Source organism: Gemmatimonas sp. (assembly GCF_027531815.1).
Classification (GTDB): Bacteria; Gemmatimonadota; Gemmatimonadetes; order Gemmatimonadales; family Gemmatimonadaceae; genus Gemmatimonas.
In genome coordinates this window covers 206,951-232,625 of the sequence record NZ_JAPZSK010000005.1, presented here as the reverse complement: position 1 = coordinate 232,625, position 25,675 = coordinate 206,951, and the positions used below count along the sequence as shown (strand labels likewise).

The 25,675-nt window shown below is 68.1% G+C and carries 23 protein-coding genes; 12 read left to right on the top strand and 11 right to left on the bottom strand.

Features of this window, described 5'->3' with window-relative positions:
* Positions 1-40 precede the first annotated feature (40 nt).
* Both O9271_RS07250 and O9271_RS07245 read right to left on the bottom strand, forming a co-directional pair.
* Positions 41-217, bottom strand: a complete 177-nt coding sequence (locus O9271_RS07250) for a hypothetical protein (RefSeq protein WP_298267713.1) — start codon at positions 215-217, stop codon at positions 41-43.
* Between the two features lie 103 nt (positions 218-320).
* Complete coding sequence (locus O9271_RS07245; RefSeq protein WP_298267710.1) at positions 321-1,256, bottom strand: alpha/beta hydrolase; 936 nt, start codon at positions 1,254-1,256, stop codon at positions 321-323.
* Positions 1,257-1,676: 420 nt separating this feature from the next.
* Between O9271_RS07245 and O9271_RS07240 the strand changes: the two genes are divergently transcribed.
* From O9271_RS07240 to O9271_RS07225, 4 genes are all read left to right on the top strand, one after another.
* Positions 1,677-1,889, top strand: a complete 213-nt coding sequence (locus tag O9271_RS07240) for a cold-shock protein (protein WP_291160622.1) — start codon at positions 1,677-1,679, stop codon at positions 1,887-1,889.
* 106 nt (positions 1,890-1,995) lie between these two features.
* Positions 1,996-2,694, top strand: coding sequence for a hypothetical protein (locus O9271_RS07235; RefSeq protein WP_298267707.1), 699 nt, complete (start codon positions 1,996-1,998; stop codon positions 2,692-2,694).
* Positions 2,695-2,740: 46 nt separating this feature from the next.
* On the top strand, positions 2,741-3,193 hold the full coding sequence (locus O9271_RS07230; protein ID WP_298267704.1) for a YidB family protein: 453 nt from the start codon (positions 2,741-2,743) through the stop codon (positions 3,191-3,193).
* Positions 3,194-3,395: 202 nt separating this feature from the next.
* A complete protein-coding gene (locus tag O9271_RS07225; RefSeq protein ID WP_298267701.1) occupies positions 3,396-3,605 on the top strand; it encodes a CsbD family protein in 210 nt (69 codons plus the stop codon).
* 26 nt (positions 3,606-3,631) lie between these two features.
* Here O9271_RS07225 and O9271_RS07220 read toward each other — a convergent pair whose 3' ends face one another.
* Positions 3,632-4,429, bottom strand: a complete 798-nt coding sequence (locus O9271_RS07220; protein ID WP_298267699.1) for a M48 family metallopeptidase — start codon at positions 4,427-4,429, stop codon at positions 3,632-3,634.
* 109 nt (positions 4,430-4,538) lie between these two features.
* Here O9271_RS07220 and O9271_RS07215 point away from each other — a divergent pair, with 109 nt between their 5' ends.
* Together O9271_RS07215 and O9271_RS07210 are read left to right on the top strand one after the other, a co-directional pair.
* The gene (locus O9271_RS07215) at positions 4,539-4,688 is read left to right on the top strand and encodes a lmo0937 family membrane protein (protein WP_298267697.1); all 150 of its coding nucleotides are present in this window, start codon (positions 4,539-4,541) and stop codon (positions 4,686-4,688) included.
* A 35-nt stretch (positions 4,689-4,723) separates the two neighbouring features.
* Entirely contained in the window at positions 4,724-5,416 is a 693-nt protein-coding gene (locus O9271_RS07210; protein WP_298267694.1) for an OmpA family protein, read from the top strand.
* A gap of 76 nt (positions 5,417-5,492) precedes the next feature.
* Here the strand turns inward: O9271_RS07210 and O9271_RS07205 are convergent, their stop codons facing one another.
* The gene (locus O9271_RS07205; RefSeq protein ID WP_298267692.1) at positions 5,493-6,230 is read right to left on the bottom strand and encodes a DUF4397 domain-containing protein; all 738 of its coding nucleotides are present in this window, start codon (positions 6,228-6,230) and stop codon (positions 5,493-5,495) included.
* A gap of 590 nt (positions 6,231-6,820) precedes the next feature.
* On the opposite strand from O9271_RS07205, the gene O9271_RS07200 reads away from it, so the two are divergent.
* From O9271_RS07200 to O9271_RS07185, 4 genes are read left to right on the top strand one after another with little or no spacing between them, the layout of a single operon-like run.
* Positions 6,821-7,555: a response regulator transcription factor gene (locus tag O9271_RS07200; RefSeq protein WP_298267690.1), complete on the top strand. Its 735-nt coding sequence runs from the start codon at positions 6,821-6,823 to the stop codon at positions 7,553-7,555.
* Entirely contained in the window at positions 7,552-7,986 is a 435-nt protein-coding gene (locus O9271_RS07195) for a hypothetical protein (protein ID WP_298267687.1), read from the top strand. The genes O9271_RS07200 and O9271_RS07195 overlap by 4 nt, the downstream gene beginning before the upstream one ends.
* Positions 7,987-7,997: 11 nt before the next feature.
* Positions 7,998-9,470: an ATPase domain-containing protein gene (locus O9271_RS07190; protein WP_298267685.1), complete on the top strand. Its 1,473-nt coding sequence runs from the start codon at positions 7,998-8,000 to the stop codon at positions 9,468-9,470.
* Complete coding sequence (locus tag O9271_RS07185; RefSeq protein WP_298267683.1) at positions 9,467-9,844, top strand: hypothetical protein; 378 nt, start codon at positions 9,467-9,469, stop codon at positions 9,842-9,844. Before O9271_RS07190 ends, O9271_RS07185 begins: the two co-directional genes overlap by 4 nt.
* A gap of 176 nt (positions 9,845-10,020) precedes the next feature.
* Here O9271_RS07185 and O9271_RS07180 read toward each other — a convergent pair whose 3' ends face one another.
* Together O9271_RS07180 and O9271_RS07175 are read right to left on the bottom strand one after the other, a co-directional pair.
* Positions 10,021-12,465: a TonB-dependent receptor gene (locus tag O9271_RS07180; protein WP_298267853.1), complete on the bottom strand. Its 2,445-nt coding sequence runs from the start codon at positions 12,463-12,465 to the stop codon at positions 10,021-10,023.
* Positions 12,466-12,607: 142 nt separating this feature from the next.
* Positions 12,608-16,375, bottom strand: a complete 3,768-nt coding sequence (locus O9271_RS07175) for a PHP domain-containing protein (RefSeq protein WP_298267681.1) — start codon at positions 16,373-16,375, stop codon at positions 12,608-12,610.
* A gap of 155 nt (positions 16,376-16,530) precedes the next feature.
* Here O9271_RS07175 and O9271_RS07170 point away from each other — a divergent pair, with 155 nt between their 5' ends.
* The gene (locus tag O9271_RS07170; RefSeq protein WP_298267679.1) at positions 16,531-16,950 is read left to right on the top strand and encodes a PAS domain-containing protein; all 420 of its coding nucleotides are present in this window, start codon (positions 16,531-16,533) and stop codon (positions 16,948-16,950) included.
* 21 nt (positions 16,951-16,971) lie between these two features.
* Here O9271_RS07170 and O9271_RS07165 read toward each other — a convergent pair whose 3' ends face one another.
* From O9271_RS07165 to O9271_RS07150, 4 genes are all read right to left on the bottom strand, one after another.
* Positions 16,972-18,228, bottom strand: coding sequence for an ectonucleotide pyrophosphatase/phosphodiesterase (locus O9271_RS07165; RefSeq protein ID WP_298267677.1), 1,257 nt, complete (start codon positions 18,226-18,228; stop codon positions 16,972-16,974).
* Between the two features lie 280 nt (positions 18,229-18,508).
* On the bottom strand, positions 18,509-21,163 hold the full coding sequence (locus tag O9271_RS07160) for a cation-translocating P-type ATPase (RefSeq protein ID WP_298267675.1): 2,655 nt from the start codon (positions 21,161-21,163) through the stop codon (positions 18,509-18,511).
* Between the two features lie 84 nt (positions 21,164-21,247).
* Positions 21,248-22,993, bottom strand: coding sequence for a hypothetical protein (locus tag O9271_RS07155; RefSeq protein WP_343213879.1), 1,746 nt, complete (start codon positions 22,991-22,993; stop codon positions 21,248-21,250).
* On the bottom strand, positions 22,956-24,224 hold the full coding sequence (locus tag O9271_RS07150; RefSeq protein WP_298267670.1) for a hypothetical protein: 1,269 nt from the start codon (positions 24,222-24,224) through the stop codon (positions 22,956-22,958). The genes O9271_RS07155 and O9271_RS07150 overlap by 38 nt, the downstream gene beginning before the upstream one ends.
* Before the next feature lie 317 nt (positions 24,225-24,541).
* Here O9271_RS07150 and O9271_RS07145 point away from each other — a divergent pair, with 317 nt between their 5' ends.
* Positions 24,542-24,835 (top strand): 4a-hydroxytetrahydrobiopterin dehydratase, encoded by a 294-nt coding sequence (locus tag O9271_RS07145; RefSeq protein WP_298267668.1) that lies wholly within the window; start codon positions 24,542-24,544, stop codon positions 24,833-24,835.
* Between the two features lie 9 nt (positions 24,836-24,844).
* Here O9271_RS07145 and O9271_RS07140 read toward each other — a convergent pair whose 3' ends face one another.
* Positions 24,845-25,654: a DUF4097 family beta strand repeat-containing protein gene (locus O9271_RS07140; RefSeq protein WP_298267666.1), complete on the bottom strand. Its 810-nt coding sequence runs from the start codon at positions 25,652-25,654 to the stop codon at positions 24,845-24,847.
* Between the last annotated feature and the right edge of the window lie 21 nt (positions 25,655-25,675).

The following is a 25,675-nucleotide window of genomic DNA, read 5'->3' as shown; positions in this document are numbered from 1 at the left end:
GGTACCTACGGGCGGCCACCCGGCCGGGGTTTCCCGGTCCTCAGAACTCGCGGCGCTTCATTTCCTTGAAAATCTCTTTCGCTTCCGAATCGTCGGCCTGGTCGTTGCCACGGGTGGCCGCCAAGGTGGGATCGTACGCCTGCTTGGTGGGCTTCTTCACCTGTGCGGCCTTGGCCTGCGTCTTCTTCAGCAGCGACTTGAACTGATTGTCCTTCATCTGGGCAACTCCGGATTGGGTGAACGACATAGGTAGACGATGACGCCCGCCCGACCTTCTGTAAAGCGAAGCGCTGCAGCGCGCGGGACGACGGGCGCGGCGGTCAACCGCCCGGACGCGTGGATAGGAGGAGCGAGAGCAACTCGCGCACGACGGTGCGCCCAGCCTCGGTGCGCGGGTCCAGGAGCTCGAAGTGCCCGCCGGGCACCGTCCGGTTCACCGCCGGCGCATCGCCGGCGGCGCGGGCGGCCTGTACGTAGTCCTGACGGACGCTATCGGGGGCAATGCCATCCTGCTCACCGGCGATGTGCAGCGTTGGGGTGCCAAGGGGGAGGCGGCGAATCGGCGAGGAGGCGGCGAGCCGGTCGGGGAGTTCCGCCGGGGTGCCGCCGAGCAGGCGGGGCACGCCGCGGCCGCACCCGGAGGCGGCGCGTCGGGCGAACTCGTCGAGGTCGGTGATTCCGCCCAGCGAGACCACGGCCGCCGGCCGCAATGGATCGGCCCGGTACAGCGGTGACGCGGGCACCAGGGCGCCCCGACTGGCAGCCCAGAGCGCCAGTTGCCCACCGGCGGAATGCCCGACGATGACCACGCGCGCCGTGTCGATGGGGAAGGAGCGGGCGAGCACGCGCAGGTGATCCACCGCGGCTGCCACGTCGAGGAAGGTGTTGGGCCAGCCTCCGCCCGGGCTATCGCTGCGCCGATACTCCACGTTCCAGGTCGCCATGCCACCAGCCGCCAGTGCGTCGGCCAATGGTGCCGTGTTGCGCAGCGTGGCGAAGGACGCGATCCAGCATCCCCCGTGCAGCAGCACCGCTACGGGTGCCCGTTCCGCGGGCCCCTGCCGATCCGGGAGGCGTAACTCGCCCCACTGCAGGGAATCCGCGCCGTAGGGCTGACGCAGGGCGGGGCGTGCCAACGTGACGGTATCGATGTCCGCCGCGGACATGCGCCGCGCGGGCGCTGTGGGGGGCTGTGCCGGCAACTCGGTCACGGCCACCATGGTCACCGGCAGCAGGACGGCGAGGGTGCGGCGCATACGGTTCGCGGAAGCAGGCAAGGGCGCGAGCATGTGCGGGGTGGGTAGAGGATACCGGAGAACGGAACGCGGCTGTGACCCACGGCAGTCGGACGCCGTCCTATCCGGGAGTGTAACCCGAGCGTGACCGGGGGGCCGGAATTCAGTATTGACGCGTTGTTCCGGCCGCGCTAACGTCTTGGAGCACTCAGATCATGATGGGCGCGCCACGGCGCGGGAAACGCAGACGCAGGCGACTTCGGGGACCTGGCTCTACGCGGGTCCCTTCTTCGTACACGCGCATTGCGATGTGAATGCTTGGTCGCCGTTGCACGACGACGACTAACCCGCGCGGGGGAACGGTCCGCGAATCAACGCGAGTGCTCGGTGCGTACGGCAGGGCCGGACTCCGAACACCCAGTAACACACAGGAGCAGTGCCATGCGTACGACCGGCAAGGTGAAGTGGTTCAACGACGCGAAGGGCTTTGGCTTCATCACGCCCGACGACGGCTCGAAGGATTGCTTCGTCCACCACTCGGCCATTCAGGGCGGCGGCTTCCGCACCCTGGCCGAGGGCGAGCGTGTCGAATTCGACATCGTGCAGGGCCAGAAGGGCCCCGCGGCCGAGCAGGTCGTGAAGCTCCGCGGCTGAGCCGCGACTTCAGCGAACTGACGACGGGCCATCGGTCAAGCGACCGGTGGCCCGTTGGTGTTTCCCCTGCTCCCGCCACGTGGCCATGATGTCAGACACACCCGCGATGCCAGCGCGTGCGACGACCGCCCCTTCGCTGCGCGCGGCGCGTGCGCAGCTGGCGGCACTTGCCGCCGCGGCGCGCGCTCGACGCGATGCGGCGCTGGACGCCCGCAACGTGCCCCGCGAGGACACACCCACGTCGCCGTGGCCGGTGGCGCTCGTGCCGCGGCATCGGGCGCGGGTGCGCCCAACGGCTCAGCGTCGCCACGCGCGCTTCGAGGCGCGGTTGCGCGCACTGATCGCCTTCGTGCGATCGCACGGTGCCGACGCCGACGAGCGCACGCTCGCCCATCCGGCGCCACTCGATGCGGTCGCCACCGCCGTGGTGGCCGCAACGTGCAGCGCCTGCCGTGGCGCCTGTTGCGCCAACGGCGGCGATCATGCGTTTCTGCGCACGCGCACGCTGCGCGAGGTCATGGCGCGCCACCCGTTGCTGGACGACGAAGCGGTCGTGGCCCTCTATCGGTCGTGGCTCCCCGAGCGCGCGATGGCTGGCGGGTGTGTCTATCAGGGGGGCCAAGGGTGCACGCTCCCGCGTGACCTGCGCAGCAGCATCTGCAACGCGTACCTCTGTGGCGGTTTGCAGCGCGCCCTGGCCGATGTGGTCCCTGGCGAAACCGCGGGCGTGTATGTGGCACATCGGGTTGGTGCGGCGGTGGTGGGCGGCCAATTGCGCGCGTTGCCGGTGCTGTCTGCCGGCTGATGCCCAGCCGTTATCTTTCCCGCTCAACGCAAACCACGGGGCGGCGATGGGGCTGTTCGACGGAGCACTGGGTGACGTAGCGGGCTCGCTCTTGGGCGGCCAGGGTGGCGACGCGCAGCAGATGCTGGGCGGGTTGCTCAAGCAGTTCGGTGGCGGCAGCAACAACGCCCTGTTGGGCGCGGCGATGGCCCTCGTGCAGCAGCAGGGGGGACTCGAAGGGCTGCTGCAGAAGTTCCAGACGGGTGGCATGAGTGATCTCGTGCAGAGCTGGGTGGGAACCGGAGCGAACCTGCCGATCAGCGGGGACCAGCTGGAGCAGGTGCTGGGGCACGATAGCGTGGCGCAGGCGGCGGCTCAGGCCGGCGTATCGGCCACGCAGGCCAAGGATGGGTTGGCGTCGTTGCTCCCCGAACTGGTGAATCAGTTCACTCCCGGTGGTTCCATGCCGGCCAACAGCGGCGCGCTGGTGAACTCGGTGCTTGGCATGCTGCGCGGATGAGGCGCTTCTCCATCCTCGGGCGTCGATCGTAAATCGTCCTCACGACGGATGGTCGGCCGTTGCCCGTCGGCCGACCTTTCGTGCATGCAGTGTGCGCTGGACGCACGTTGCACGAGTAGCGGGGAGCGCGACGGAACCCGAGGCTCGACACCGCGGGCCACCCCGGGCGCCGGTGTCATCAGCCGTCGAAGCGGAGACGATCATGAACGCGCAGACGATCGAGGGCAACTGGACGCAGTTCAAGGGCAAGATTCGGGAACAGTGGGGCAAGCTCACCGACGACGACGTGGACATCATTGCCGGGAAGCGCGAGCAGCTCATCGGCAAGATCAAGGAGCGGTACGGCAAGTCGACGGACGTCGTGAGTCGCGAGATCAAGGAGTTCGAAGCGCGACACCAGAAGACGGAGTAGGTACCCGCTGTCCCGGCACGTCGGCGTCATTTCGGCGTCGGGGCCGGCGGTAACGCCAGCAGCCGACGCCGAAACGTCTGAAAGGCCCGTGAGTCTTCCGGCAGTCGCGAGAGGGCCGTGACCGGATAGGTGGCAATCTGCGCCTCGGTTGCGGCGATGCGTCGCTCTTCCAGCGGATGGCTCGCGAAGAAGGCGTCGAGCGCACCGGGATCGCGCTGGCGTTCGCGCAGCAGCGCGCGAAACATGGTCGGTATGCCGCGCGGCGAGATGCCGGCCGTGATCGTGGTTGCCACGGCTTCGCGATCCGCCTCGGCCTCGTCGTCCCGGCTGAACTTCGCAAAGAGGGCGCTACCGCCCACGCTGATGGCCGCCCGGCTCACGCCGCTTTCGCACACACCGGTCAGGGTGCACAGCAGCGTGAGGCCGACATTGGCGCCGGTGGATTGCTGCAGCTGCTGGACGCTGTGTCGGCGGGTGACGTGTCCGATCTCATGGGCAATCACGCCCGCCAGCTCGCTCTCGTTGGTGGCTCGCTCGATCAGGCCGCGGTTGACGTAGATCCACCCGCCGGGGATGGCGAAGGCATTCACCTCACGACTGTTCACCACGGTGAAGGTCCAGGTCAGCCCCCGGGTGTCGGTGGCGTAGGCGAGTCGGCGGCCGAGAGTGCCGATGTACTCCATCACGGCCGCATCGCGAACGAGCGGCAGCTGGGCGCTCACCTGCTGTGCCGCGCTGGCGCCGAGCTCGACTTCCTGCTGTTGCGACATGGCACAGCCTGTCATCAGGACGATCAGGCCGCTGCCCGGCAGGAGCATGCGCATGGGCTTTGCAGTGATGTGGTGCACGGGCATTCCGGTGAAGTCCGAAGAAGGATCGGCAGTGCACGGCGCCTGCCGAACACACCGCAACAAAAAATCGGAGAGCGGACTCATGCTGATGACATTGGCGATCGTACTCCTCGTGCTGTGGTTGCTGGGCATGGTGACGTCGTACACGATGGGCGGGGTCATTCACGTCCTGCTGGTCATCGCCATCGTGGTGTTTCTCGTGCAGGTCATTCAGGGAAGGCGTTTGCGCTAGCGGGGGGCCGTCCACACGATCACGAGGGAGAGGCAATGCAGCGTACCGGAGTGGAAGGGCCGGCAACGGGGCCGCAGCGGACTCGCTTGGCGTGTCGGATGTTGGGTGGCGCGGTCCTGGCGAGTGCCGTCGCGGGTTGTGCGGCGCTGAATCGAAAGGAGCAGGGCGCCATCATTGGCGCCACCACGGGTGGGGTTGCCGGCGGGGTGATCGGCAATCAGACGGGATCGACCGCCCGGGGGGCCATCATTGGCGCCGTCGTGGGAGGTACGATCGGGGCAGTCATTGGCCACCAGATGGACCAGCAGGCCAAGGAACTGCAGCAGCACATCCCCGGCGCGACGGTGGTGCGTGTGGGTGAAGGCATCGCGGTGACGTTCGCGTCGGGGCTCTTGTACGACTTCGATTCGGATGTCGTGCGTGCCGATGCGGCCGGCAACCTGCGCAGCCTGGCGGCGAGCCTTTCGAAGTATCCGAATACCGATCTGCTGATCGTGGGGCATACGGATGCCGTTGGCACCAGTGTCTACAACCAGCGACTCGCCGAGCGGCGTGCCGTGGCGGCGTCGAACTACCTGTCCATGCAGGGCGTGGGTACGAACCGGCTGCGTGCCGTCGGGCGCGGAGAGGCGGAACCCATCGCCGACAACGAAACGGAGGCGGGGCGACAGGCGAATCGTCGGGTGGAGATTGCCATCGTCGCGAACGCGGCGGCGCGGAAGCCGTAGGCTGCACGGCGGCGTTCCCCTGGGGTCATGAACAGCCGGCGGTGCCTCCTGAGGCACCGCCGGTTCGCTGTCGGCATCACGGGGTGGCTTGGCGCGGCATCATTGAGTCGCTGAATGTGAAGTAGGACAGCTTCGTCGACCCGGTGATGACCACTGTCGTGGCACTCCCCCGCTTGAGGCTCATGGCCGGTATGGTGAGCAACACGCGCGACGTTCCCTGTTCCCGCACTTGCAGCGAGAGGGAGACCGGCTCGATGTCCCGGTAACCACCGTTGCCGGCGAAGGACACGTTGCTGAAGAGGTTGTCGGTGCCGTTCAGTGCTCGCACATCGATGGCGGGGGCGCCCGAGGCCGCATGGATGACACGGAGACGCGCCTTGCCGCTGTCGGGGATGACCTCATCCTCGACGAGATGCAGACGCCGGGTGGTCATGTTCTCCGACATCAGGAAGGCGCTGTAGCGATTCCCGTCCACGAGCACCTTGTTGTCGGTGGCCAGCGAGGCCGTGTCGCGCCCCCCGGCCGCACGTGCCGTGAGTTGTGCAATCCGCTTGTCGACTTCGCGGTAGTCGGTCACCGACGCCGCCTTGACGCTGTCGAACAGCATCGTACCGTCGAGCTGCAACGACGCAAATCGCATCTCCTCGGTGGCATTCACGAAGCGCAGCATCGCCGTCCCACGGGCCACGGCGGAGTCGGCGGATGCCGACATGTTGGTCTCCCCGCCACTGGTGGTTTCGATGGTCGCGTCATCATCGCGGCACCCAAGCAGCGCCATGACAAGGAACAGGGTACTCCCCACACGGATGGACATGGTGGCTCCAGAGAAGGAAAACGGGGCAATGCCGGCGCCGTGCGCCGTGCCTGCATGTTCGCTTCGCCGCCAACGTCCGGACATCGGTCGGAGGAGTGATTGTGGAGTGGGACCAGGGCGATACCGGAGGAGCGAGCGAAATCACTCTTCGGAGCGATGGTGATGCGGACGGCCTGATGGTACGCTGTGCTCACGAGTTCTCCGGCCGCTGCCGGCGAAACGCCCCGGTGCCTGCAAGGATGCGGACACCACGCCGTTCCCGCGTGAACGGCTACCAACCATTGCCGGGGGATGGCACCATGCACATGCGCGTACGACATCTGCGAGTGATCCTGAATGGAGGCACACGTACGGCCGGCGCTGCGCCGCCGGCTGCGGCGTTGAACAGCGCACCGCCCACCGATGCCGCACCTGTCCCGGCCCCAACGGAACCGCCGGTGTGTTCAGGCGAGGTCTCGTCTCCAGTGGGCGAGGCCCCCGATTCGCCAGAGTAGGTTTTCGTGGACGATCGACGTACCTTGTTCTCGGCACGACCACGCGGTGGCAGACTTCGAGGGGCCCAGAGTCTTCAGGCGCCGCTTGGGGTCACCGTGCTTCGCCTCTACGGGAACGGTATGCTCGACGCTGCGGCGATGACACAGGCGGAAGCGGGTGGCGCATCGGAACCGGTGGTGCCGGTCTCACTGGTGATCATCGAGGACAACCGGCTCTTGCGAGAAGGGCTGTGCGCGCTGCTCCAGCGGCAACCGGACTTCCGTGTGTTGGATGCTGGTGCCGACTCTTCGGTGCTGGGTCGCCACAGTACCTGGCAACAGCCGGCCATCCTGCTGCTCGACGTCGGGCTGCAGGACGACCATAGTCTCGACATCTGCACACGCGTGCATGAGCGCTTCCCGGGCATGCGGGTCATCGTCATGGGTATGGCATCGCCGGACGACGACATCGCGGCGTTCGTGCGGGCCGGTGTGTCCGGGTTCATCATGAAGGACGCGACCACAGAGGAGTTTGCCGCGACCATCCGTCACGTGGCGCAGGGGGAGCAGGCGTTGCCCCGTGCGCTCACCGATTCGCTGTTTGCGCAGATCGCGCGGCAACCCCATCCATTGCCGACTGACGTCGTGGAAGACAGCGTACGCCTCACCGCCCGCGAGCGGGAGATCGTCGCGCTCCTCGGCGAAGGGCTGAGCAACAAGGAAATCGCCGCACGGTTGCACATCGCGATCCACACGGTCAAGAGCCACGTGCACAACGTCCTTGAGAAGCTGTCGTTGCACAGCCGACTCGAGGTTGCGGCATTCTCGCGCAGCCCTGGCCGGCGTTCATGAGCGACCATCGCCGTCCGATGCGTGTGGTGGCGTTGCGATTGTGGGATGCCACCGCGCATCACACCGGGACACCCGACGACGTGCTCGCCATCTGTGAGGCGCTGCTCGCACAGCTGGACGCCCGATTGCGGCGGTGGATCGGCGCGGAAGGGTACGGCTCGCTGTTGTCCCGGTCGGTTGCCGAGACGCTGGCTACGCACCCGGTCCTTGCCACGATCCCCAACCTGCTGAACGACGAGACGGAGACGTCGGTCGACGTGACGGCCGAGTCGCTGGCGCAACGTGAGGCCTGCATAGCCCTGCTGGTCACCATGATGCGCCAACTGGGCCGCATCGTTGGCGAATCCATGGCCATCCGTCTGATCGAGCAGAGCGGAACCCCGGGGGCGCGCGGTGTTGCTGGGCCCAGGCACAACGATCTCTCCTCATGACCCATCCTGACATGTCGTCCGCCGAAGTGCCGCACGAACTGGCCCTGCTTTCCACCGGCGTCCCGGGACTCGACGAGGTGCTGGGCGGTGGCTTGCCGGCGCTGTCGTTCAACCTGGTTGCCGGAGGGCCCGGAACCGGCAAGACGACGATGGCCATGCAGTTGCTTTTTGCCACGGCAACGGTCGAACGCCCCGGTCTCTTCATCACGTTGCTGGGCGAAACGTCGCTCAAGATGCTACGCTATCAGCAGTGCTTCGACTTCTTCGTCGAGGACGCCGTGGGCGAGCGCGTGCATTTCCTCAATCTTAGTGAGGAGGCGCTCGGTGGCGATCTCGAGGCGGTCCTCGCGCGTATCGTGCACAACGTGGAGGCGCTGCGCCCCGGGCTGGTGGTGGTGGATTCCTTCCGATCCCTCGTGCATTCGGTGGAAACGGAAGCCCCGAACTCCAGTCTCGAGCGGTTCGTCCAGCGCCTTGCCCTGCATCTGACCACCTGGGACATTACCTCGCTCCTCATTGGCGAGTATCAGCATCAGGAGCTGCGCAACCCGGTGTTCACGGTGGCTGACGGCATCTTCTGGCTCACGCAGGACGTCGAGCGCAATTCGGTGGTGCGCAAGCTGCAGGTGGTGAAGTCGCGCGGCGTGCCGCACATGCCGGGGCTGCACACCCTCAAGATCACCACGGCCGGCGTGCAGGTCTTCCCGCGTCTCCCCATTCAGGCGGGTGAGCAGTGTCCAGCGTCGAACGCGCGCGTGAGCACGGGCATCACGGGACTCGATGCGCTCATGGGCGGCGGCATTCCGGCGGGCGACTCGCTGGTGCTCACGGGACCGACGGGATCAGGCAAGACGACTTTTGCCATGCACTTCGTGCTCGCCGGTCTGGTCGCCGGCGAATCGGCGGTGGTGGCGGTCTTCGAGGAACGTCCCGATGTGTACCTGGCGCGCGCGGCCCGGTTCGGGAGCGCCTTCTCTGATGCCGTGGCGGCGGGGCGCCTGCGCGTGATCTACCTGCGACCGCTCGATCTGTCCGTGGACGAGACGTTGCAGGAGATCCGGGAGTCGGTGCAGGACATCGGCGCCTCCCGCGTGGTGATTGATTCGATCAACGGCTTCGAGATGGCGCTTGCCCCCACGTTTCGCGAGGATTTCCGCGAATCGTTGTATCGTCTGATCGGGACGTTGACCCGTCTGGGAGTCACGACGTACTCGACGGTGGAGATCGAGGCGCAGGACCGCGCGACGCTGACTGGGTATCACGTGTCGTTCCTCACGGACATCATCCTGAGCCAGCGCTACGCGGAGATCGATGGTGCGCTCCACAAGGTCCTGCTCGTGGTGAAGATGCGCGGCAGTGATCACAGCCGGGACTTCCGGCGCTATCGGTCGACCGAGGCGGGGGTCATACTCGGTGACACGCTGCCCGAGTACGAGGGGATCCTCTCCGGCACGCCCACCAGGTCACGCCGCCTTGGGTCGTGATGGCCCACGCTGCGGAGCTGCTGGAGCTGCTGCCGGATGGCATCGTGCTTCATGATGGTGATCGTATCGTGGCGGCCACTACGGCCACGCTGCTATTCGCGGGGGCTGAACGGCGGAGGGAGGTGGTCGGTCAGCCGGTCTCGGTGCCGTTCAAGTATCCGCACCAGCTGATAGTCCGGATGGTGCCCCTGCCCCAAACCCGTTGGGCGAGTGAGGGCGAGTACATGCCGAGCGGGCGCTCTGTGACCATGGCGGTGCAGGATACGGGTGACGGCATATCGGCAGACGTCCAGTACCACAGGTTCGAGCAGTTGCATTTACCGCCGCGCCGCGTGGTGGGGGGTGCGCTCGGGCTTTCGGCGGCACCGGGCTGATGCGGCAGGCCGGCGCATGGGACTGCCCACGGACATGACTCCTGCACAGGGGTCCATCGAGGATGACGCGGATCTCGATGGACCCATCGCCGGGCGGCAGCGCCGGCTTCGCTGCGTCACCGCCCGGTCTGGCGGATGTCTTCCTGCCGCGCTGACCGTGATGATACGGCTGTCGGTCAGAAGCTCGTGTTCACCGAGAGGAAGAGCTGACGCGGAGCGCCGGTGAGGAAGGTCGGCAGGTCACCGCGGGCCACGAAACCGCCGCTCCCCATGGTCGCGATGTAGCGCTCGTCGAGCAGGTTGCTGGCGTTCAGCTGCAGTTCGAGCGACTTGACGGCGCCGATGGCCCCCACACGATAGCGCGCCGAGAAATCCGAGACGAAGTAGCCGGGAACCTTCCCGGCGCCGTCACCGGCCGTGGCCAGGTCGTTCGTGTAGGTGAAGTAGCGCTCGCCCACGTAGCGACCGCCAAGCGACAGGCTCAGCTTGCTGCGCGTGTAGGCGAGCGACGCGTTGAGCATCTGCTGCGGTGCATCCTGCACGAACTTGTCCTTGGTATTCACGAGCGAGTTGGGATCGTTCGGGTTGGTGCGGTAATCCTCGCCGAACCGCGAGCTGTTGAAAGTGGCCGAGCCGAAGAGGCGCAGACCACGCCCGAGGTCGGCATTGAAAACGCCCTCGAGTCCCATCGTGTTCACCGACCCCACATTGCCGAAGCCGGAGGCACAGGTGACGGTCTGCGGGCAGAGCGCCACCCCAAGGAGGCGATTGCGGTAATCAATCGTGTACGCCGTGAGCCCCGCCTCAACGGCGCCACGCCGCGTGCGCGCCCCTACCTCGAGCGTCGTGGCCCGCTCCGGCTTCGCCGTAGACTTGAAGAAGTCGAAGGTGGTGACGGCTGTGTTGTACACGCCGCCAGCCGGGTTGAGCGGGAACTGATTCACGTTCTCCGACCAGTTCGCGAACAGCTCGTTGCGTTCGTTCACCTTGAACACGGCGCCGACCTGCGGCAGCAGGCCGCCATCCATTTCGATATTGAGCGATGGGCGACCCTGATCGGCGAAGATCGGTGCCGTGCGGCCGTTCACGGGCGTGTTGCCATTGTTGCGGAAGTCGGCGTTCACCAACAGGTACTTGGCGCCGTAGGTGAGCGTGAGGCGATCCTGCAGCAGTCGGCTCGTGTTCTGCGCGTAGAGCATGTTGGTGGTCACGTCGGCCGTGCGGTCGTAGTCAAGGCGGAGCACGTTGTTGAAGTCCACCTCGGGGCTCTGCTGGTAGTTGACCAGGCGCCACCGCGGCCGGCGATTGTTCGACTCGTTCATTTCGTACCAGCCACCCACCTCGAACTGGTTGGCCACCGAGCCGACGGTGAAGTTGCCGCTTCCCTTGGCCATTACCCCCACGCGATTCGCATTGTACTGGGTCTGGCGGAACATGATGGGATCGGGGCTGTAGGCGGCACCGTAGCTGGGCGCATGCCAGTCACCGCCGCCCCGATTGAGGTGGAGATACGGCTGTACCTCGAGACGTATGCCGGCGGTGGGCTTGAACTCGCCCTTGAGATAGGCGAGATGATCCATACGTGCGCCCTGCGCGGAGCTGTAATAGGCCGCGTCGGTGAGCGGCGTGTATCGCGGGATGCTCGCTTCGGCGAAGCGCTTGGCGGTGTTCCAGTCCGTGAGGTAATCGAACATTGGACCGAACCCGAACTGTGCGGACCCCTGTTCGGTGCCGTTGAAGACACCGAGCGACAGGTCCATGAAGTCGCTCTCCTTGCGATTGGCGTAGTTGTAGAACGCCGTGATCTTGCTCGACCCCAGGAAGAGGTTGGTCTTGAGGTTCAGCTGCTCGTGCCACGTTTCGCCGGCGCCGCCAAGAAAGCCACGCTGTCCGAACAGCAGGTTCTGCTCGCCGGGGAAGTTGGACAACCGCGTGCCGCCTCCCTTCCACTTGTCGGTGTCGAAGCGCGAGACGGAGACGAAGGCGGACACGCCGTTGCTGCCGCCGCCGAAGGTCCGGAGCCCCAGATCATAGCGCATCATGCTGCGCCGCGCGGCGTACTGGCCGCCCATCTGCTGCAGCGTGAACTGCGGACGCGCCGTGGGCTCGGCGGTGGCGTACTGCACGACGCCGCCGAGGTTGTTGGCGGACGCAGTGCCGAGGGCTCCCGTACCCTGGGTCACGGCCGCTGACTCGAGGTTGGCTGCGTCGACCGCGCGACCGACCCCGAGCCCGTTCCAGTTGCCGTAGGACATGTCACCCAACGGGATGCCGTCCATCGTCTGGCCGATCTGTGCACTCTGGAAGCCGCGCATGGTGATCCGGTTCGACCATTCGTACATGCCGAAGCCGTCCACCGACTGCATGTTCACGCCGGGGATGCGCTCGATCACCTTGAGCGCGCTGGTGCCGGGCACGTTCTGCTTGAGCACGGAGGTGTCGACAGCCGAAGCGGCCCTGGCGCTGCCACGCCCGGTGACGCCGGTGACGACCACCTTGCCCAGCGCCTGCGCCGAATCCTTGCGGGCGGGAGCCTGGGCGAAGACGGTGAGCGGAGAGATCACCAGCAGGGATGCCGCCGAGAGGAGCGCGAAGTGCAGCGCGCGCGGATCGTATCGCATAGACACGGAGGAGTGAGGGGGGATTCGCCGTCGAGCACCGTACGGATACTCGAAGGTCCGTGTCGATCGTGCCGATGTGATGATGGTTGCGTTGCGAAACGGCTACGGCGGCGTCACAGGCGGCACAGTGGCGCGGGCGTCGCTACCGGTAGTTGTGCCCCTTCACATGCTGTTCGCCCCCGCCCAGTTCGAGGGCGCGGAACTGCTTCGCGCGCACGTTCACCACGTGCTGCTCCACCTGCAGGGTGCCGCGCACGAGCAGCAGCGGCGTGGTGGAGATGAGCAGCGCGTGCTGCTCGAAGCGGTCGGGGGTGATGATGATGTTGATCATCCCCGTTTCGTCTTCGAGGGTGAGAAAGACGAAGCCCTTGGCCGTGCCGGGGCGCTGCCGGCAGATGACGAGACCGGCCACCGCCACGGGCTGCCCGTCCTTGCCGGTCTCGTGCGCTTCGCGCGCGGTACGCACGCCGTTGAGGGCCAGATGTGCCCGTACGTGCACCATGGGATGCCCCGTGAGCGACAGACCGGTCATGCGGAAGTCGGCTTCGGTGAGCTCCACCGGCGTATAGGCGGGCAGCGGCGCACGCTGGGCGGTGGTGGGCGTTGCGCGAGGCGCGAGTGGCAATGCCGGTCCGCGCGAGACAGCCATGACCTCCCACAACGCGGCTCGGCGACGGCGTTCGGGCGGCTCGTGCGCGAACATGGTGTCGAAGGCGCCGGCCTCGGCAAGGCGGCGCCATGCGGCCCGGTCGAGGGTCACGCGCTGTACCGCATTCTCCACGCTGGTGAACGGGCCGTCGCGCAGCGCGGCTTCGAGACTGCGGCGGGCGCGCGCGCCGAGACCGCGCACGAGGCGGAGGCCGAGCCGTACTGATACATCGCGTGGCCGGGGAGAAGTGTCGAGTTTTGAGTTGGAGTTGTCAGTCGTCTGTTGCTCCCTGTTGTGCCCCCACCGTACGGTGCCATCGTGGGCGTACAGCACACGGCCGTCGGACAGCTCGAGGCTGTGATCCCAGACGCTCCTGGTGAGATCGATAGGCCGCACGCGCACCCCGTGACGCCTGGCATCCTCGATGAGGGTGCCGGGCGAATAGAAGCCCATGGGCTGCGCATTGAGGATGGCGCACAGATACTCGGGCGCGTAGTAGTGCCGCAGCCACGCGGTGGCGTACACGATGAGCGCGAAGCTCGCGGCGTGGCTCTCGGGGAAGCCGTAGTCGGCGAAGGCGTTGATCTGGTTGTAAATGCGCCGCGCGGTCTCCTCGGGAATGCCGTTACGCTGCATGCCGGCAATGAGCTCCTCACAGATGGCCGCCATGCGTTCGCGTGACCGCTTGTGTCCCATGGCGCGTCGCAGCACATCGGCCTGCCCGGGAGTGAAGCCCGCGGCGGCGATGGCCACCTGCATCCCCTGCTCCTGAAACAGCGGCACGCCCAACGTGCGGCGCAGCACGTGCTCCACACTGGGGTGCGGATACGTGACCGGCTCGAGCCCTGCACGCCGGCGCAGGTACGGATGCACCATCTCGCCCTGAATGGGCCCGGGGCGGATGAGCGCCACTTCCACCACGAGGTCGTAGAAGCAGCGTGGCTTGAGGCGCGGCAGCGTGTTCATCTGCGCGCGGCTTTCTATCTGGAAGAGCCCCACCGTATCGGCGCGGCATATCACGTCGTACACGGCGGCGTCGCTCATGTCGAGCTGCCCCAGATCCACGGTCACCCCGCGCGTGTGGCGGATGTACAGCAGGCAGTCCTGCACGACCGTGAGCATGCCGAGCCCGAGCAGGTCGATCTTCACGAGCCCTACGGGATCGAGATCGTCCTTCTCCCACTGGATGACGGTGCGCCCGGGCATGGACGCGGGTTCGAGTGGCACTACGCCACCGAGCGGCTCTTCGGTGAGGATGAACCCTCCCACGTGAATGGACCGGTGACGGGGCAAGGCGTGCAGGCCGTTCACCACATGCGCGAGTTGTCGCACGCGCGGATCGTCGGGATCGAGTCCGGCACGCTGAAGCAGTTCACGCCCCGTCGGGCCCTCACGTGTGGCGGTGGTGCGGTTGCGCCCCTCCACGAACTCGGTGTGGGTCTCACGCTCGGCGCCCTTGGCGAGCGGGCCCAGCTGCGCGTGTTCGTCGCTCGCGAGCTTCTGCTCGGCGCGCAGATCCATGAGCTGCTGCCAGGTCGCGTCGCGCTCGGTGATCCCCTTGGGGGGCTGGGTCGGGGGCTGGGTCGGGGGCTGGGTCGGGGAGAAACGCGTGCCCGCAGCGCTCACCGAGGCGGTGGCGGGCACCGAGGACGACGTGCGCGTCGCGGCCACCGTGCGGGCGCGCTCACGGACAACGCGCGCCGTGGTCGTCGCTTCGGTGCCGCGGATCATGTGCTGGCCATAGCGTGCAGCGTCACTGCTGTTGCGGTGCCCGGTGCTCTCCACCGCCTCGGTGCGCACTGTGCGATCGCGTTTCCCCCCGACCTCACCCCCACCCTCGACCTCCTCCACACGCAACGCCTCCGCCGTGCTCCGCGCACTGAACCGGTCACTCAGCGCCGCCAGCATGTCCGCCTGCTCGGTGCTGAACCCCAGCACGCGCGCAGCATCACGCACGGCACTGCGGCCGCGCCACGTGATCTGCTCGCACACCATGGCCGCGTGTTCACGCCCGTAGCGGTTGTACACGTACTGCAGCACGCGCTCGCGGTCGCGGTGCGCGAAGTCGATGTCGATGTCGGGCGGTTCCTGGCGCTCTTCGCTGAGAAAGCGCTCGAAGAGCAGCTCCATGCGAATGGGATCAACCGCCGTGATGCCGAGGCAGAAGCAGACGGCGGAGTTGGCCGCCGAGCCGCGCCCCTGACAGAGAATGCCCTCACGCCGCGCGAAGCGTACGATGTCCCACACGATGAGAAAGAAGCCCGCCAGTTCGAGCTTGCGGATCATCCCCAGTTCGTGCGCCAGCTGCCGGTCGTGCCGGGGCGTACGCTGGGTGCCCCAGCGTTCGTGCGCGCCCTGCTCCACGAGCCGCGAGAGATACTCGTTGGCCGTCACGCCTGGCGGCAGCGGAAACGCCGGCATGCTGGGCTTGAGCTGCTCCAGCCGAAACGCGCAGCGCTCGGCGATGTCCACGGTGGCGCGCACCCCCTCTTCGGCCCCACGCCAGCGTTGGTATATGCGCGCAATGGGCTTGAGCGCCCATTCGGCGTTGGGCTTGAGGCGCGTGCCCATGGTGTCGAGCGTGCGTTCGTGGCGCAGCGTGTGCAGCACGTCGTGCACGATGCGCGCCGAGGGATCGGCGTAGTGCACGTTGTTGGTGACCACCCATGGCACCCCCAGCCGCGCGGCGAGCGGGCGCAGCTGCTTCACCAGCGCGCGCTCTTCGGGAAGCCGATGATCCCAGCACTCGATGGCCAGCTGTGCGCCGAAGACATCGCGCAGTTCACAGGCGGCGGTCCAGGCGAGATCGGCACGCCCTTCGGCGAGCAGTTGCGGCAGCCAGCCCCGGGGACAGCCCGTGAGTGCGGTGACCCCCTCCACATGCCGGGTGACGAGAGCCCACGGGACGCTGGGGCGCCCGCGGTCGCTGTCCATGCGGGCCCGGGTGACGAGCGTGGCAATGTTGTGGTAGCCGGTGCGCGATTCGGCGAGCAGCACCAGATGCGTGCGCCGCTCGCCGCCACGTCCGGCGAGCTCAGGCATGCGGACCGTGAGCTCAGCGCCCAGGATGCCCGGGAGCGCCAGGGCCGCACAGGCGGTGCCGAAGCGCACCACGCCCCCCATCTCGTCGTGATCGGTGAGAGCGAGGGCCCGGTAGCCCAGCGCCGCCGCCCGTTCGGCGAGCGTCTCGGGGAGGGAGGCGCCGTCGAGGAGCGAGAGGGCGGAATGACAGTGGAGTTCGGCGTACGCGGGACTGGCCATCGCACCGAATATACACCGAAAACAAGCGGCGCGCGCGAGGGGGCTGGATGAGGTCCGAATCACGTCCGAATCACGTCTGCATCGCGTCTGAATCACATCCTCGTGTTCGCGCGTTATTCTTGGACGTACCTCCCCAGTACTCCTGTACCACCCCGATGCCCAACCGCGACACGCAGCAGATCGACGAGGTCCTCGAGGCCGCCGATCACATGACCACCGAGGAGCTGGACCGCCTGCCGTACGGCATGATCCAACTTGACGCGAGCGGTCGCATTCTCAACTACAACGCGCTCGAGTCCTCACTGGCGTCTCTCAGCAAGGGCGACGCCATCGGCAAGCAGTTCTTCACCGAGATTGCGCCGTGCACGCGCGTGCAGGAGTTCTACGGGCGCTTCAAGGAAGGCGTGATCCGCGAAGCGCTCGACACGAGCTTCCACTTCCACTTTGCCTTCAAGCAGAACCCGCGCGATGTGACCGTGCGGCTGCTGTACTCCAAGCGCTCGCGCACGGTATGGGTGCTCATCTCCGATCACGACGGCAAGCCGTTGCGCGCGCAGGCCACCGACGACGAGTGAGTGCGGGGCGCGCCGCGGCGATCAGCGGCGCAGGATGGCGAGTGAGTCGGGCGAGCCGTCGTTGGGCGCCGGCGTGATCCCCAGCAGACGGGCCAGCAGCGGGTACACGTGGACGTTGGCCACGGGGCCGATCACACGCCCCAGCTGAATGTCGGGCCCCGCCGCCACGAACAGCGCGCCCATGCTGGGCAGGAAGTTGTCGTAGCCGTGCGTGCCGCCACGCGGCATGCCGAGCCGCTGCAGGCGCTCGGTGCTGCTGATGGTCCAGCCTTCGTCGGCGAGCAGCACGATGGGCGTGATGCGCGGGTGAGCGCGATAGCGATAGCGTGCAGGTACGCTGTCCTTGAGAAACACCTGCACGTGCGGGACACGCTGCAGCGCGCGATACACGTCGGCCAGCCTGCCCGGTGCCGGCGTGATGGCCGCTACCGGCATCCAGTCCACCACCTCCATGTCGTCGAGCGATACGTACTCGTCGAGGCGAACGACACGCGTGCTGTCGATCTCGGTCATGCCGTGATCGGAGACGATCACCAGGTTCACCTGCCCGGACAGCCCGCGGGTGGCGAGGCCATCCACGAGCGCCCCCACGAGCGAATCCACGTGGGCGATGGCGCTGTCCACCTGCGGAGCGGACGGCCCGTAGCTGTGTCCCACGTCGTCGGTGGTGCTGACGTACATCGCAATGAAGCGCGGCGCCCGTTCCGGCGGCAGCGCGAGCCACTCCAGTACCTGCTGCACCCGCTGCGTGTTGGGAACGCGCCCGTCGTACGGCCGATAGTAGGTGGGAAACCGACCATTGATGGCGTAGTCGCTCCCCGGCCAGAAGAACCCCGCCGTTCGCATGCCCTGTCGCTCGGCGGTGTTCCAGATGGGTTCACCGCCCCACCACCGTGGATCGCGCGCCACATTCGTATCGCCGATGGTGAACGTGGTGCCGATGCGTGCATCCCGCATGGTGTTGGCCACGATGCCATGATGCTCCGGATGCAGCCCCGAGACCAGCGTGTAGTGGTTGGGGAACGTCTTGCTGGGAAACGCCGGCACGAGACGCTCCGCGCGCACGCCGCGCGCGGCCAGCGCACGCAGGCGCACCGCACTCGGCCGCGCGAGGTAGTCCGCGCGAAAACCGTCGAGGGACAGCAGCACGGTGGCATGTGGCGTGTGCTGCTCCGCGGGGGCGGCGCGGGAGCCGCGCTGCGCTCCCCACGTCGCGCAACCGACCAGCAGGACAACCGTCCACACCAGGACGCCACAGGCAAGGACGCGAGCCGACATCATCCGTAATCGTGTCAGGGAACACCCAGCGCGCACACGAGCACGGCGCTTCATGTGCGCACCGTGACCAACTCGTGACGAAGTCCGACGGGCGCTTCGCCACTCGCATCGTAACCGCAGGGGATGCACCACGGGAAGCGGGGTGGGCGCAGCAGCAGCGCGCGACAGCACGGCCGACATCGGTCTAAGTTCGCGCGCGTTGCGCGGAGGCGAAGCCACCGGCCTGATCGCCACGCCGGTATCGTTGGTCTGGTAGGCACCGGCATACCCGGTATGATCGTCATGGTGCTGGCGTTGCGGCCGCCGGGTCGGCATACAATCCTCGGCGACGGACCAGGAACTTCTCGAACTCCACGGCCACGAATACCACTGACGCAATGGCCAGGCAGGCGGCCAGCTCACCGAGGGTGAGCGGGACGGTGTGAAACACGCGGTTCATGGCCGGCACGTAAATGGTGGCGAGCTGCAGCAGCAGCGTAGCCACCACCGCCAACAGCAGCAACGGATTGCTCGTCACTCCCTGGCGAAACACCGATTGGCGCTCCGACCGGATGGCCATGATGTGCGTGAGCTGCGAGAGGGTGAGGACGGTGAACGTCATCGTCTGCCAGTGCGCGTTGCCCGTATGTCTGGCCCAGGCGAGAGTGCCGAGCGACAGCGCCGCCATGAGCAATCCCACCCACACGGCATGCTGCCACAGGCCGTGGGCGAAGATGCCCTCCTGAGGCGGGCGCGGTGGGCGCTGCATCACGTCGCGCTCGGCGCGCTCGGCCGCGAGCGCCAGTCCCGGCAATCCGTCGGTGACGAGGTTCATCCACAGGATGTGAATGGGGAGCAACGGCAGTGGCAGTCCGAGAAACGGGGCGAGGAAGAGCGTCCAGATTTCGCCGGCATTGGTGGAGAGAACGAAGCGCACGAAACGACGGATGTTGTCGTAGATGCGACGCCCTTCGCGCACCGCCTGCACGATGGTGGCGAAGTTGTCGTCGAGCAGCACCATGTGCGAGGCCTCGCGCGCGACATCGGTGCCGCCGAGACCCATGGCAATGCCGATGTCGGCATGCTTGAGCGCCGGGGCGTCATTCACGCCGTCGCCCGTCATGGCGGCAAACTCGCCGCGCGCCTGCAGCGCGCGCACGATACGCAGCTTGTCCTCCGGCGCGACGCGCGCGTACACGCGCGTGTGCTCGACCTGTTCGCGCAGCGCCTCGTCGTTGAGGTCGGCCAGGGCGCGTCCCGTAAGTACCGGCGCCGTGGGATCGGTCATGATGCCAAGGCGGAGCGCAATGGCGCGTGCGGTGGCCGGGTGATCACCGGTGATCATCACCACATGAATCCCTGCCGTATGGCAGGTGCGCACGGCGTCGGCCGCCTCCTGGCGTGGCGGGTCGATCAGGCCCACGAGCGCGAGGAGCAGTTGGTGCTCCTCGAGCGCGTCCGGCGGATCGCCCGGTTCCCCATGATCGCTGTTGGTGGCCACGGCCAGCACTCGCAGTCCCGCGGCCGCCATCTGCTCGGCCTGCTGCAGTACGGCCGCGCGATCGATGGGCACGAGCGCGCCGTCGCGCAGCATGCGGTCGCAGTGGGGTACCACCCGCTCGGGGGCACCCTTCGTGCAGGCCAGTCGCTGCTCGTGTCCAGGCGCGGCGTGTACCGTTGTCATGCGCGCGCGCTCGGAGGTGAACGGCACCTCGGCGATACGCGGCCAGCGCTGCTCGAGCGACGGCTTGTGCGCGTCGTGCGCCGTCGCCCAGCGCACGAGCGCGGTTTCCGTGGGATCACCCACCAGTACATCGTCTGCCGCTGCATCGTCTGCCGCGCCCTGCACGTCGGTGCACAGGGTGGCAACACCCGCGATGGTGAGCGCTACGTGCGGGAGCGGGGTACGCACGTGGGATGCCTCGAGCGCTGATCCGCACGGCGCCTGCACCACATCCACGCGCATGCGGTTTTCGGTGAGGGTGCCGGTCTTGTCCGTGCAGATGTACGTGACCGACCCGAGCGTCTCCACCGCGGGGAGGCGGCGAATGAGGGCCTGCTGGCGCACCATGCGGCGGGCCCCCAGAGCGAGCGACACCGTGATGACGGCGGGAAGCGCTTCGGGGATGGCCGCCACGGCGAGGCTGAGCGCGGTCATGAACATGAGCCCCAGCGGTTCGCCGCGCAGCAGCCCTGTGACGAAGATGATGGTACAGAGGCCAATCACCAGCACCGCGAGTCGGCGGCCGAACGCGGCGAGGCGGAGCTGCAGCGGTGAGCGTACATCGGTGTCGTCCTGCAGCATGGCGGCGATGCGGCCAAGTTCGGTGCGCATGCCGGTGGCGACGACGATGCCCGTGCCGCGGCCCGCCGCGATGCTCGTGCCCTTGTACAGCATGCCGTGGCGGTCGCCGAGCGGGGCGTCGGTGGCGCTTGTGGGCGCCGTGTCCTTTTCCACCGGCACCGACTCGCCGGTGAGTGCCGCTTCCTCCACGCTGAGGCGCGCGCTGTCGGTGAGGCGTACGTCGGCGGGCACCACATTGCCCGCCTCGAGCAGCACGAGGTCACCCGGGACGAGGTCGTGGGAAGGGACGGTGCGCTCCTCGCCTGCGCGCCGCACTCGTGCGGTTGGCGCAGCCATGGCGCCGAGGGCCGCGAGTGCGCGCTCGGCACGGTATTCCTGCACGAAGCCCAGGACGGCGTTGAGGATGACGATGGCGACGATGGCCAGCGTGTCTTCGGGGTCGCCGACGAGGGCGGCGATGATGGCGGCGGCGATGAGCACCAGCACCATGACGTCGGCGAACTGCGCGAGCAGCATGCGTAACGGCCCGCGTCGGGTGGCGGCGCGCAGGGTGTTGTCGCCGTGCTCCCGTTGGCGGCGCGTCACCTCGTTGGGGGTGAGCCCGCGGGCAGGGTCGACGCGCAGCTGCTCGGCGACGGCGGCGGTCGTCATCGTATGCCACGGCCGTTCGCCTGGGCCAGATACGGTCATGCGATTCCCGCGTTTGAGGGCTTTCGCAATAATGGAAGGCTTTGCTCAGTCGTACCACCCCTGCAGGTACCAGCCGGTCTCGGTGTGGTACACCAGCAGATCACCGTCGGTGGGGGCGGTGCAGCGCCAGTAGTCGCGCGCGTAGCCATCACCACGCCACCAGTCGCCGCTGAGCCGTTCCGGGCCGTGGGCGGCGGCGAGATCGATGCGGCGACCACGCCACCAGATGGCGCCGGGCACGCCGTGCGGGGCTTCGATGTCGACGGGGTCGGGGGCGGGAAGGAGACGGAGGACGGCGGTGGGGGCATTGGTGGCACCCGCGGCTCCCGCGGCATCGGCTGGATTGGCGGACACGGGCACGGGCGCGGCGGCGAGGGTGAGGGCGTCGGCGGGCGCCCAGCGACCGGCTTCCTCGGGGCGGTGCGTGTCTCGCGCCTCGGGGTGGACCACGACGTCGCCGCGGTTGTCGGGGTCGAGCACGGCGCGCAGGCGGGCGAAGACCGCGTCGGCATGCATGGCCGCATCACGCCAGGAGGGAACGAGCAGGTCGCCCTGATCGGCGGCCAGCGGGGCCGTGGCGGGGATGCCCAGGGTCACCCCGATGACCGGCGCGGGGATGGGCCAGCGCTCGAGCAGGGCACGGCACTGATCGAAGAGCGGCTCGAGCCGCGCGAGGGGGCGCGCAGGGCGCACTTCCCGGGTGATGGTGCGCTGGGGGATGCCGAGCAACGCGGGGATGGCGCGAGGGCCGGGATCGGGGGAACCAGGGGGAAGGAAGCAGGGGACCGGGAGCAGGGGGCAGGTTGTCGCCTCGTCGCGGCGCGCTGTTCCCCCTGCTTCCTGCTCCCGGCCTCCTGCTCCCTGCTTCCTGGTATGGTCGGAGTCATCACTCGTCTCCGGCACGTGCACATGCCCGCGCAGTTCACTCCCGATCTCCTCGATGGGGTACTGCCGCCCGGCATCGAGCACGAGCGTAATGGCCACGGCGGCCACGGCGCGACCGTCGTGCACACACTCCTGCAGGAGCCGTTGCAGCTGGGCGCGCAGCACGAAGAGAATGGGCTTGGCGCTTTCCACGGCCCCTGGCAACTCCACGCTCGTACTGCGCGCGGCTTCGACACGCACGAGCCCCGGACGCCGCGGGTCGTCGCCGCGCGCCAGCCGCCAGGCCGTGAGTCCCTCGGCCCCCCACCGTTGCTCGACCTCCCCGGCGTGGAGGGCGGCGAGCGCCCCCACGGTGGTGAGGCCGAGCATGCGCAGGGCGTCGCGTACTTCGTCGCTCATGGGCACGAGCCCGAGCGGGGCGGGGGCGAGATAGCGGGCGCAGCCGCCGCGTGGAATCAACGTGATTTCCGCACCCGCGTCCCGACGTCCCGGCGCCCATGTGGCCGCGCGCGCCGCCACACAGCTGTCGGCGATGGCCACGCGCGCGTCGGGGTGCCACTGGCGCGCGATGGCGAGCAGGGTGCGTGCGAGCTGTTCCTCGCCACCCAGCGCCTCGAAGCCGGTGGCCCCCACCCACCATAACCCCGGGGCGCTGCTGGCCGGGGTAACCTGAGGGCTGGCCGCCAGCAACGCCGTGGTGGCAGCGAGCATGGCGTCGGCCACGGCGTGATCGTCCCACGGCCGCACCTCGAGCGCCGCGCAGCGTGCCCTGGCGTCGACAATGGTCATCCCCGCCCGCACACCGGCCCGCCCCGCCGCCAGCGAGACCACACGCAGGCGGGCGCCGTGGCTGAGCGCCCGCGGCCGCTCATCCCAGTGCGGGAGGGGCGGCGGCGGGGGCGGGATCGGGGCGCTCTTTCCGCGGGGCCGACTGCCCGCCGCCGCTGCCGAGGAGTGCCCCGGTACGCTCGCGCGCCAATTCGCGGCGTCCGCGTCGCCCGAACCCTGATTCGGCGGCACGCCGTCGCCCACGGTATGTGGTCCAGTCGCGGGTACGCCGGTCGAGCTCCCGGTCGAGCCGGAGCCGGTCGGTGTCCTCGAAGCGGTCGCTGCCGAGGCGGTCGCCGGGTTCGTCGAGTCCAGCAGCAAGTCGAGCTGGATGTCCCGGAAGGTCAGTTCCGTACAGGTCGTGGCTGCCAACACCGAGTCCCCCCCAGGTGACGGGGTGCTCGCTGCGCTGGGCGTCGTTGCCGGTGTCGACGCCGTTGCCACTGGGGGCCCAGGGACGACGCGCGCTGCGCGCCACCCCGCGCCGATCGGGAATCTCGGGATGCGCACACACGCGACGCGCCAGGAGGACGACACGGGGGACCTCGATGGGCCGGTTGCTGGTGAGGGGGACGGCGCCCTTTTCGATCGTGAGCAGGGAGCAGGGGGCGGGGGGGAGGGAGCGGGAGGCAGGAGTGGGGGCGCGGGAAGCCGAGGGACGCCCTGCCGGAGCGTGCATGGATGGCGGAGGGCTCAGCGCCACCCGCACACGCACCGTGCCGGCCAGCCGCTGGACACGCGTTTCCCCGGGAGAGGCATGCTCCAGCACCACACAGGCGGCATCGCGTTCACGAGCGAGCTGCGCCAGACGCACGCCGTGCACCCGGGAGAGGGGCGGCGCCCCGTCGAGCACGACCAGCCCGAAGACCCCGCTGCGCAGCAGCAGATCGGTGGTCCAGGCCGCTCGTTTGGCCTCGGGGAGGCGGATGACGACGAATCGCTCCCCTAGGTCGGCCCACGGGGCCGGGGCCAAGGTGCGGCCGGCATCGATCCAGGCCACCCAGGCCCCGCTCCGCAGCACCTGCGCCACCACCTGCCGCAGCAGCGCCGTTTTGCCCACCGCCAACGGGCCGGTGAGTTCCGTGATACGCCCCCGGGGAATCCCGCCCCCCAGCGCCCGGTCGAGCGCCGGCACCCCCGTGGACCAGGGCGCACTGGCCCGACGGCCACCCGCCACCACCCGGTGCACGTCGGCCTGCAGCGCAGGGGAAATGGTGGCCGGCAGCGCCCGCCCAGCCGATTCGGCCCCGACCGGCGGGGACTCCGCGTGAGGACGCAGCGCAGCGGACGAGGTGGAGGTGCGTGACATGATGAATACCGAACAAATGCCGAAAGTCTCAGGGCAGAAAAACCGCCGACTGAAGCGGCGGACCCGTTGTCAACTAAGCGTGAGCTGTCTGACAATTGCCGTATTCATTCCTTCTTCCTCGGGGAGAACCATTCTTCCTGTCTCCGTGGGCAGAGACCGACACCCAGCCTTTGGGGGCTGGCGGGACGACCTGTTCCCCCCGACCCTCTGACCGGCGACGTCCCCGCGCAGCTCCGGCAGCAGGGGATCCGACATGTTGGACCCTACCGAATACATGCCGAAGTCGCAAGTGGCTGGCGGGGGGTTACTCTACCAGTATGAGCTCCCTCCCCGTGCTTTCCGACATCGAGATCCAGCGCAGCCTGGGTGCCCTGCCCGGGTGGGCCCGCAAGGGTGAGACGATCACGAAGAGCTACCACTTCGCGACCTTCCCAGCGGGCATCGCCTTCATCGCGAAGGTGGCCGACGTGGCTGAAGCGCAGCAGCATCACCCCGACGTGGACATTCGCTACACCAAGGTGACCTTCGCGCTGTCCACGCACGACAGCGGCGGCATCACCGCCAAGGACTTCACGCTCGCCGAGGCGATCGAGCGGCTCGCCGCCGAGTAGGACGGGCGCTCAGCTACCCTTGCGCAGCGTGACCGATCCGTTGACGGTGCTCGCGCGCACGCGGGTGCGTCCGTCGCCGACCGTGCCGCGCAGACGACGGGGCGACAGGGTGCCCGAGACGGTGATGGGGAAGTCGGTGGACACGCGCCCGTTCACCGTGCTCAGCTCGAGATCGGCGCCGAAGTTGGCCGGGAATTCCAGTGTGATCGCCCCGTTCACCGTCTCGTACTCCAGGTCGTCGGCGCGCCCCATCGCGCCCATGGACACGTTGATGCTGCCGTTCACCGTCTTCGCGTAGACCGGTCCGCCGGCACTGCGCGCGGTGATGCTGCCGTTCACGGTGGCCGCGCGCACCTCGGTGCTCACGTCGCGCACCTCGATGCCGCCGTTCACGGTGGCGAGATCCACGCGCGTGCCCTCGGGCACCTTCACCACGAAGCGCACCGACACGTCGTTGCGATCGTTCCAGCGCATGCGCTTCTCCGACCGGATGCCGCTCTCGTCGCAGGTGGCGCCTTCGTTGTAGAGCGCACAGATGACGACGTTGTCGCCCGACTTCTTCTGCTCGATGCGCACCATCTCCGGGTCGCCACGGCGCCAGCGCTTCTCGCCGGTCACTTCCACGCGACCGCTCGTGCTGCGCTCGACCTCCACGCCGCCGTTGATGTTCTTGATGAACAGCACCCCGCGTGACGGCACGGTGCCCATCCACGTGAAGGCGTTCTCGCGCCGCGAATCCTGCGCGGCGAGCGCCGAAGCCGAGAGCAGCACGAGCACACCGCTGCGGGCGAGGGAACGGGAGACGAGGGAGGCGTGCATACGGGACTCCGGATGGGAAAG

What these genes read in the sequence shown, in the direction of transcription:
- O9271_RS07250 (WP_298267713.1), bottom strand. Translation starts at nt 217, where the DNA reads ATGAAGGACAATCAGTTCAAGTCGCTGCTGAAGAAGACGCAGGCCAAG.
- O9271_RS07245 (WP_298267710.1), bottom strand. Translation starts at nt 1,256, where the DNA reads ATGCGCCGCACCCTCGCCGTCCTGCTGCCGGTGACCATGGTGGCCGTG.
- O9271_RS07240 (WP_291160622.1), top strand. Translation starts at nt 1,677, where the DNA reads ATGCGTACGACCGGCAAGGTGAAGTGGTTCAACGACGCGAAGGGCTTT.
- O9271_RS07235 (WP_298267707.1), top strand. Translation starts at nt 1,996, where the DNA reads ATGCCAGCGCGTGCGACGACCGCCCCTTCGCTGCGCGCGGCGCGTGCG.
- O9271_RS07230 (WP_298267704.1), top strand. Translation starts at nt 2,741, where the DNA reads ATGGGGCTGTTCGACGGAGCACTGGGTGACGTAGCGGGCTCGCTCTTG.
- O9271_RS07225 (WP_298267701.1), top strand. Translation starts at nt 3,396, where the DNA reads ATGAACGCGCAGACGATCGAGGGCAACTGGACGCAGTTCAAGGGCAAG.
- O9271_RS07220 (WP_298267699.1), bottom strand. Translation starts at nt 4,429, where the DNA reads ATGCGCATGCTCCTGCCGGGCAGCGGCCTGATCGTCCTGATGACAGGC.
- O9271_RS07215 (WP_298267697.1), top strand. Translation starts at nt 4,539, where the DNA reads ATGCTGATGACATTGGCGATCGTACTCCTCGTGCTGTGGTTGCTGGGC.
- O9271_RS07210 (WP_298267694.1), top strand. Translation starts at nt 4,724, where the DNA reads ATGCAGCGTACCGGAGTGGAAGGGCCGGCAACGGGGCCGCAGCGGACT.
- O9271_RS07205 (WP_298267692.1), bottom strand. Translation starts at nt 6,230, where the DNA reads ATGTCCATCCGTGTGGGGAGTACCCTGTTCCTTGTCATGGCGCTGCTT.
- O9271_RS07195 (WP_298267687.1), top strand. Translation starts at nt 7,552, where the DNA reads ATGAGCGACCATCGCCGTCCGATGCGTGTGGTGGCGTTGCGATTGTGG.
- O9271_RS07190 (WP_298267685.1), top strand. Translation starts at nt 7,998, where the DNA reads ATGTCGTCCGCCGAAGTGCCGCACGAACTGGCCCTGCTTTCCACCGGC.
- O9271_RS07180 (WP_298267853.1), bottom strand. Translation starts at nt 12,465, where the DNA reads ATGCGATACGATCCGCGCGCGCTGCACTTCGCGCTCCTCTCGGCGGCA.
- O9271_RS07175 (WP_298267681.1), bottom strand. Translation starts at nt 16,375, where the DNA reads ATGGCCAGTCCCGCGTACGCCGAACTCCACTGTCATTCCGCCCTCTCG.
- O9271_RS07170 (WP_298267679.1), top strand. Translation starts at nt 16,531, where the DNA reads ATGCCCAACCGCGACACGCAGCAGATCGACGAGGTCCTCGAGGCCGCC.
- O9271_RS07165 (WP_298267677.1), bottom strand. Translation starts at nt 18,228, where the DNA reads ATGTCGGCTCGCGTCCTTGCCTGTGGCGTCCTGGTGTGGACGGTTGTC.
- O9271_RS07160 (WP_298267675.1), bottom strand. Translation starts at nt 21,163, where the DNA reads ATGACGACCGCCGCCGTCGCCGAGCAGCTGCGCGTCGACCCTGCCCGC.
- O9271_RS07150 (WP_298267670.1), bottom strand. Translation starts at nt 24,224, where the DNA reads ATGTCACGCACCTCCACCTCGTCCGCTGCGCTGCGTCCTCACGCGGAG.
- O9271_RS07145 (WP_298267668.1), top strand. Translation starts at nt 24,542, where the DNA reads ATGAGCTCCCTCCCCGTGCTTTCCGACATCGAGATCCAGCGCAGCCTG.
- O9271_RS07140 (WP_298267666.1), bottom strand. Translation starts at nt 25,654, where the DNA reads ATGCACGCCTCCCTCGTCTCCCGTTCCCTCGCCCGCAGCGGTGTGCTC.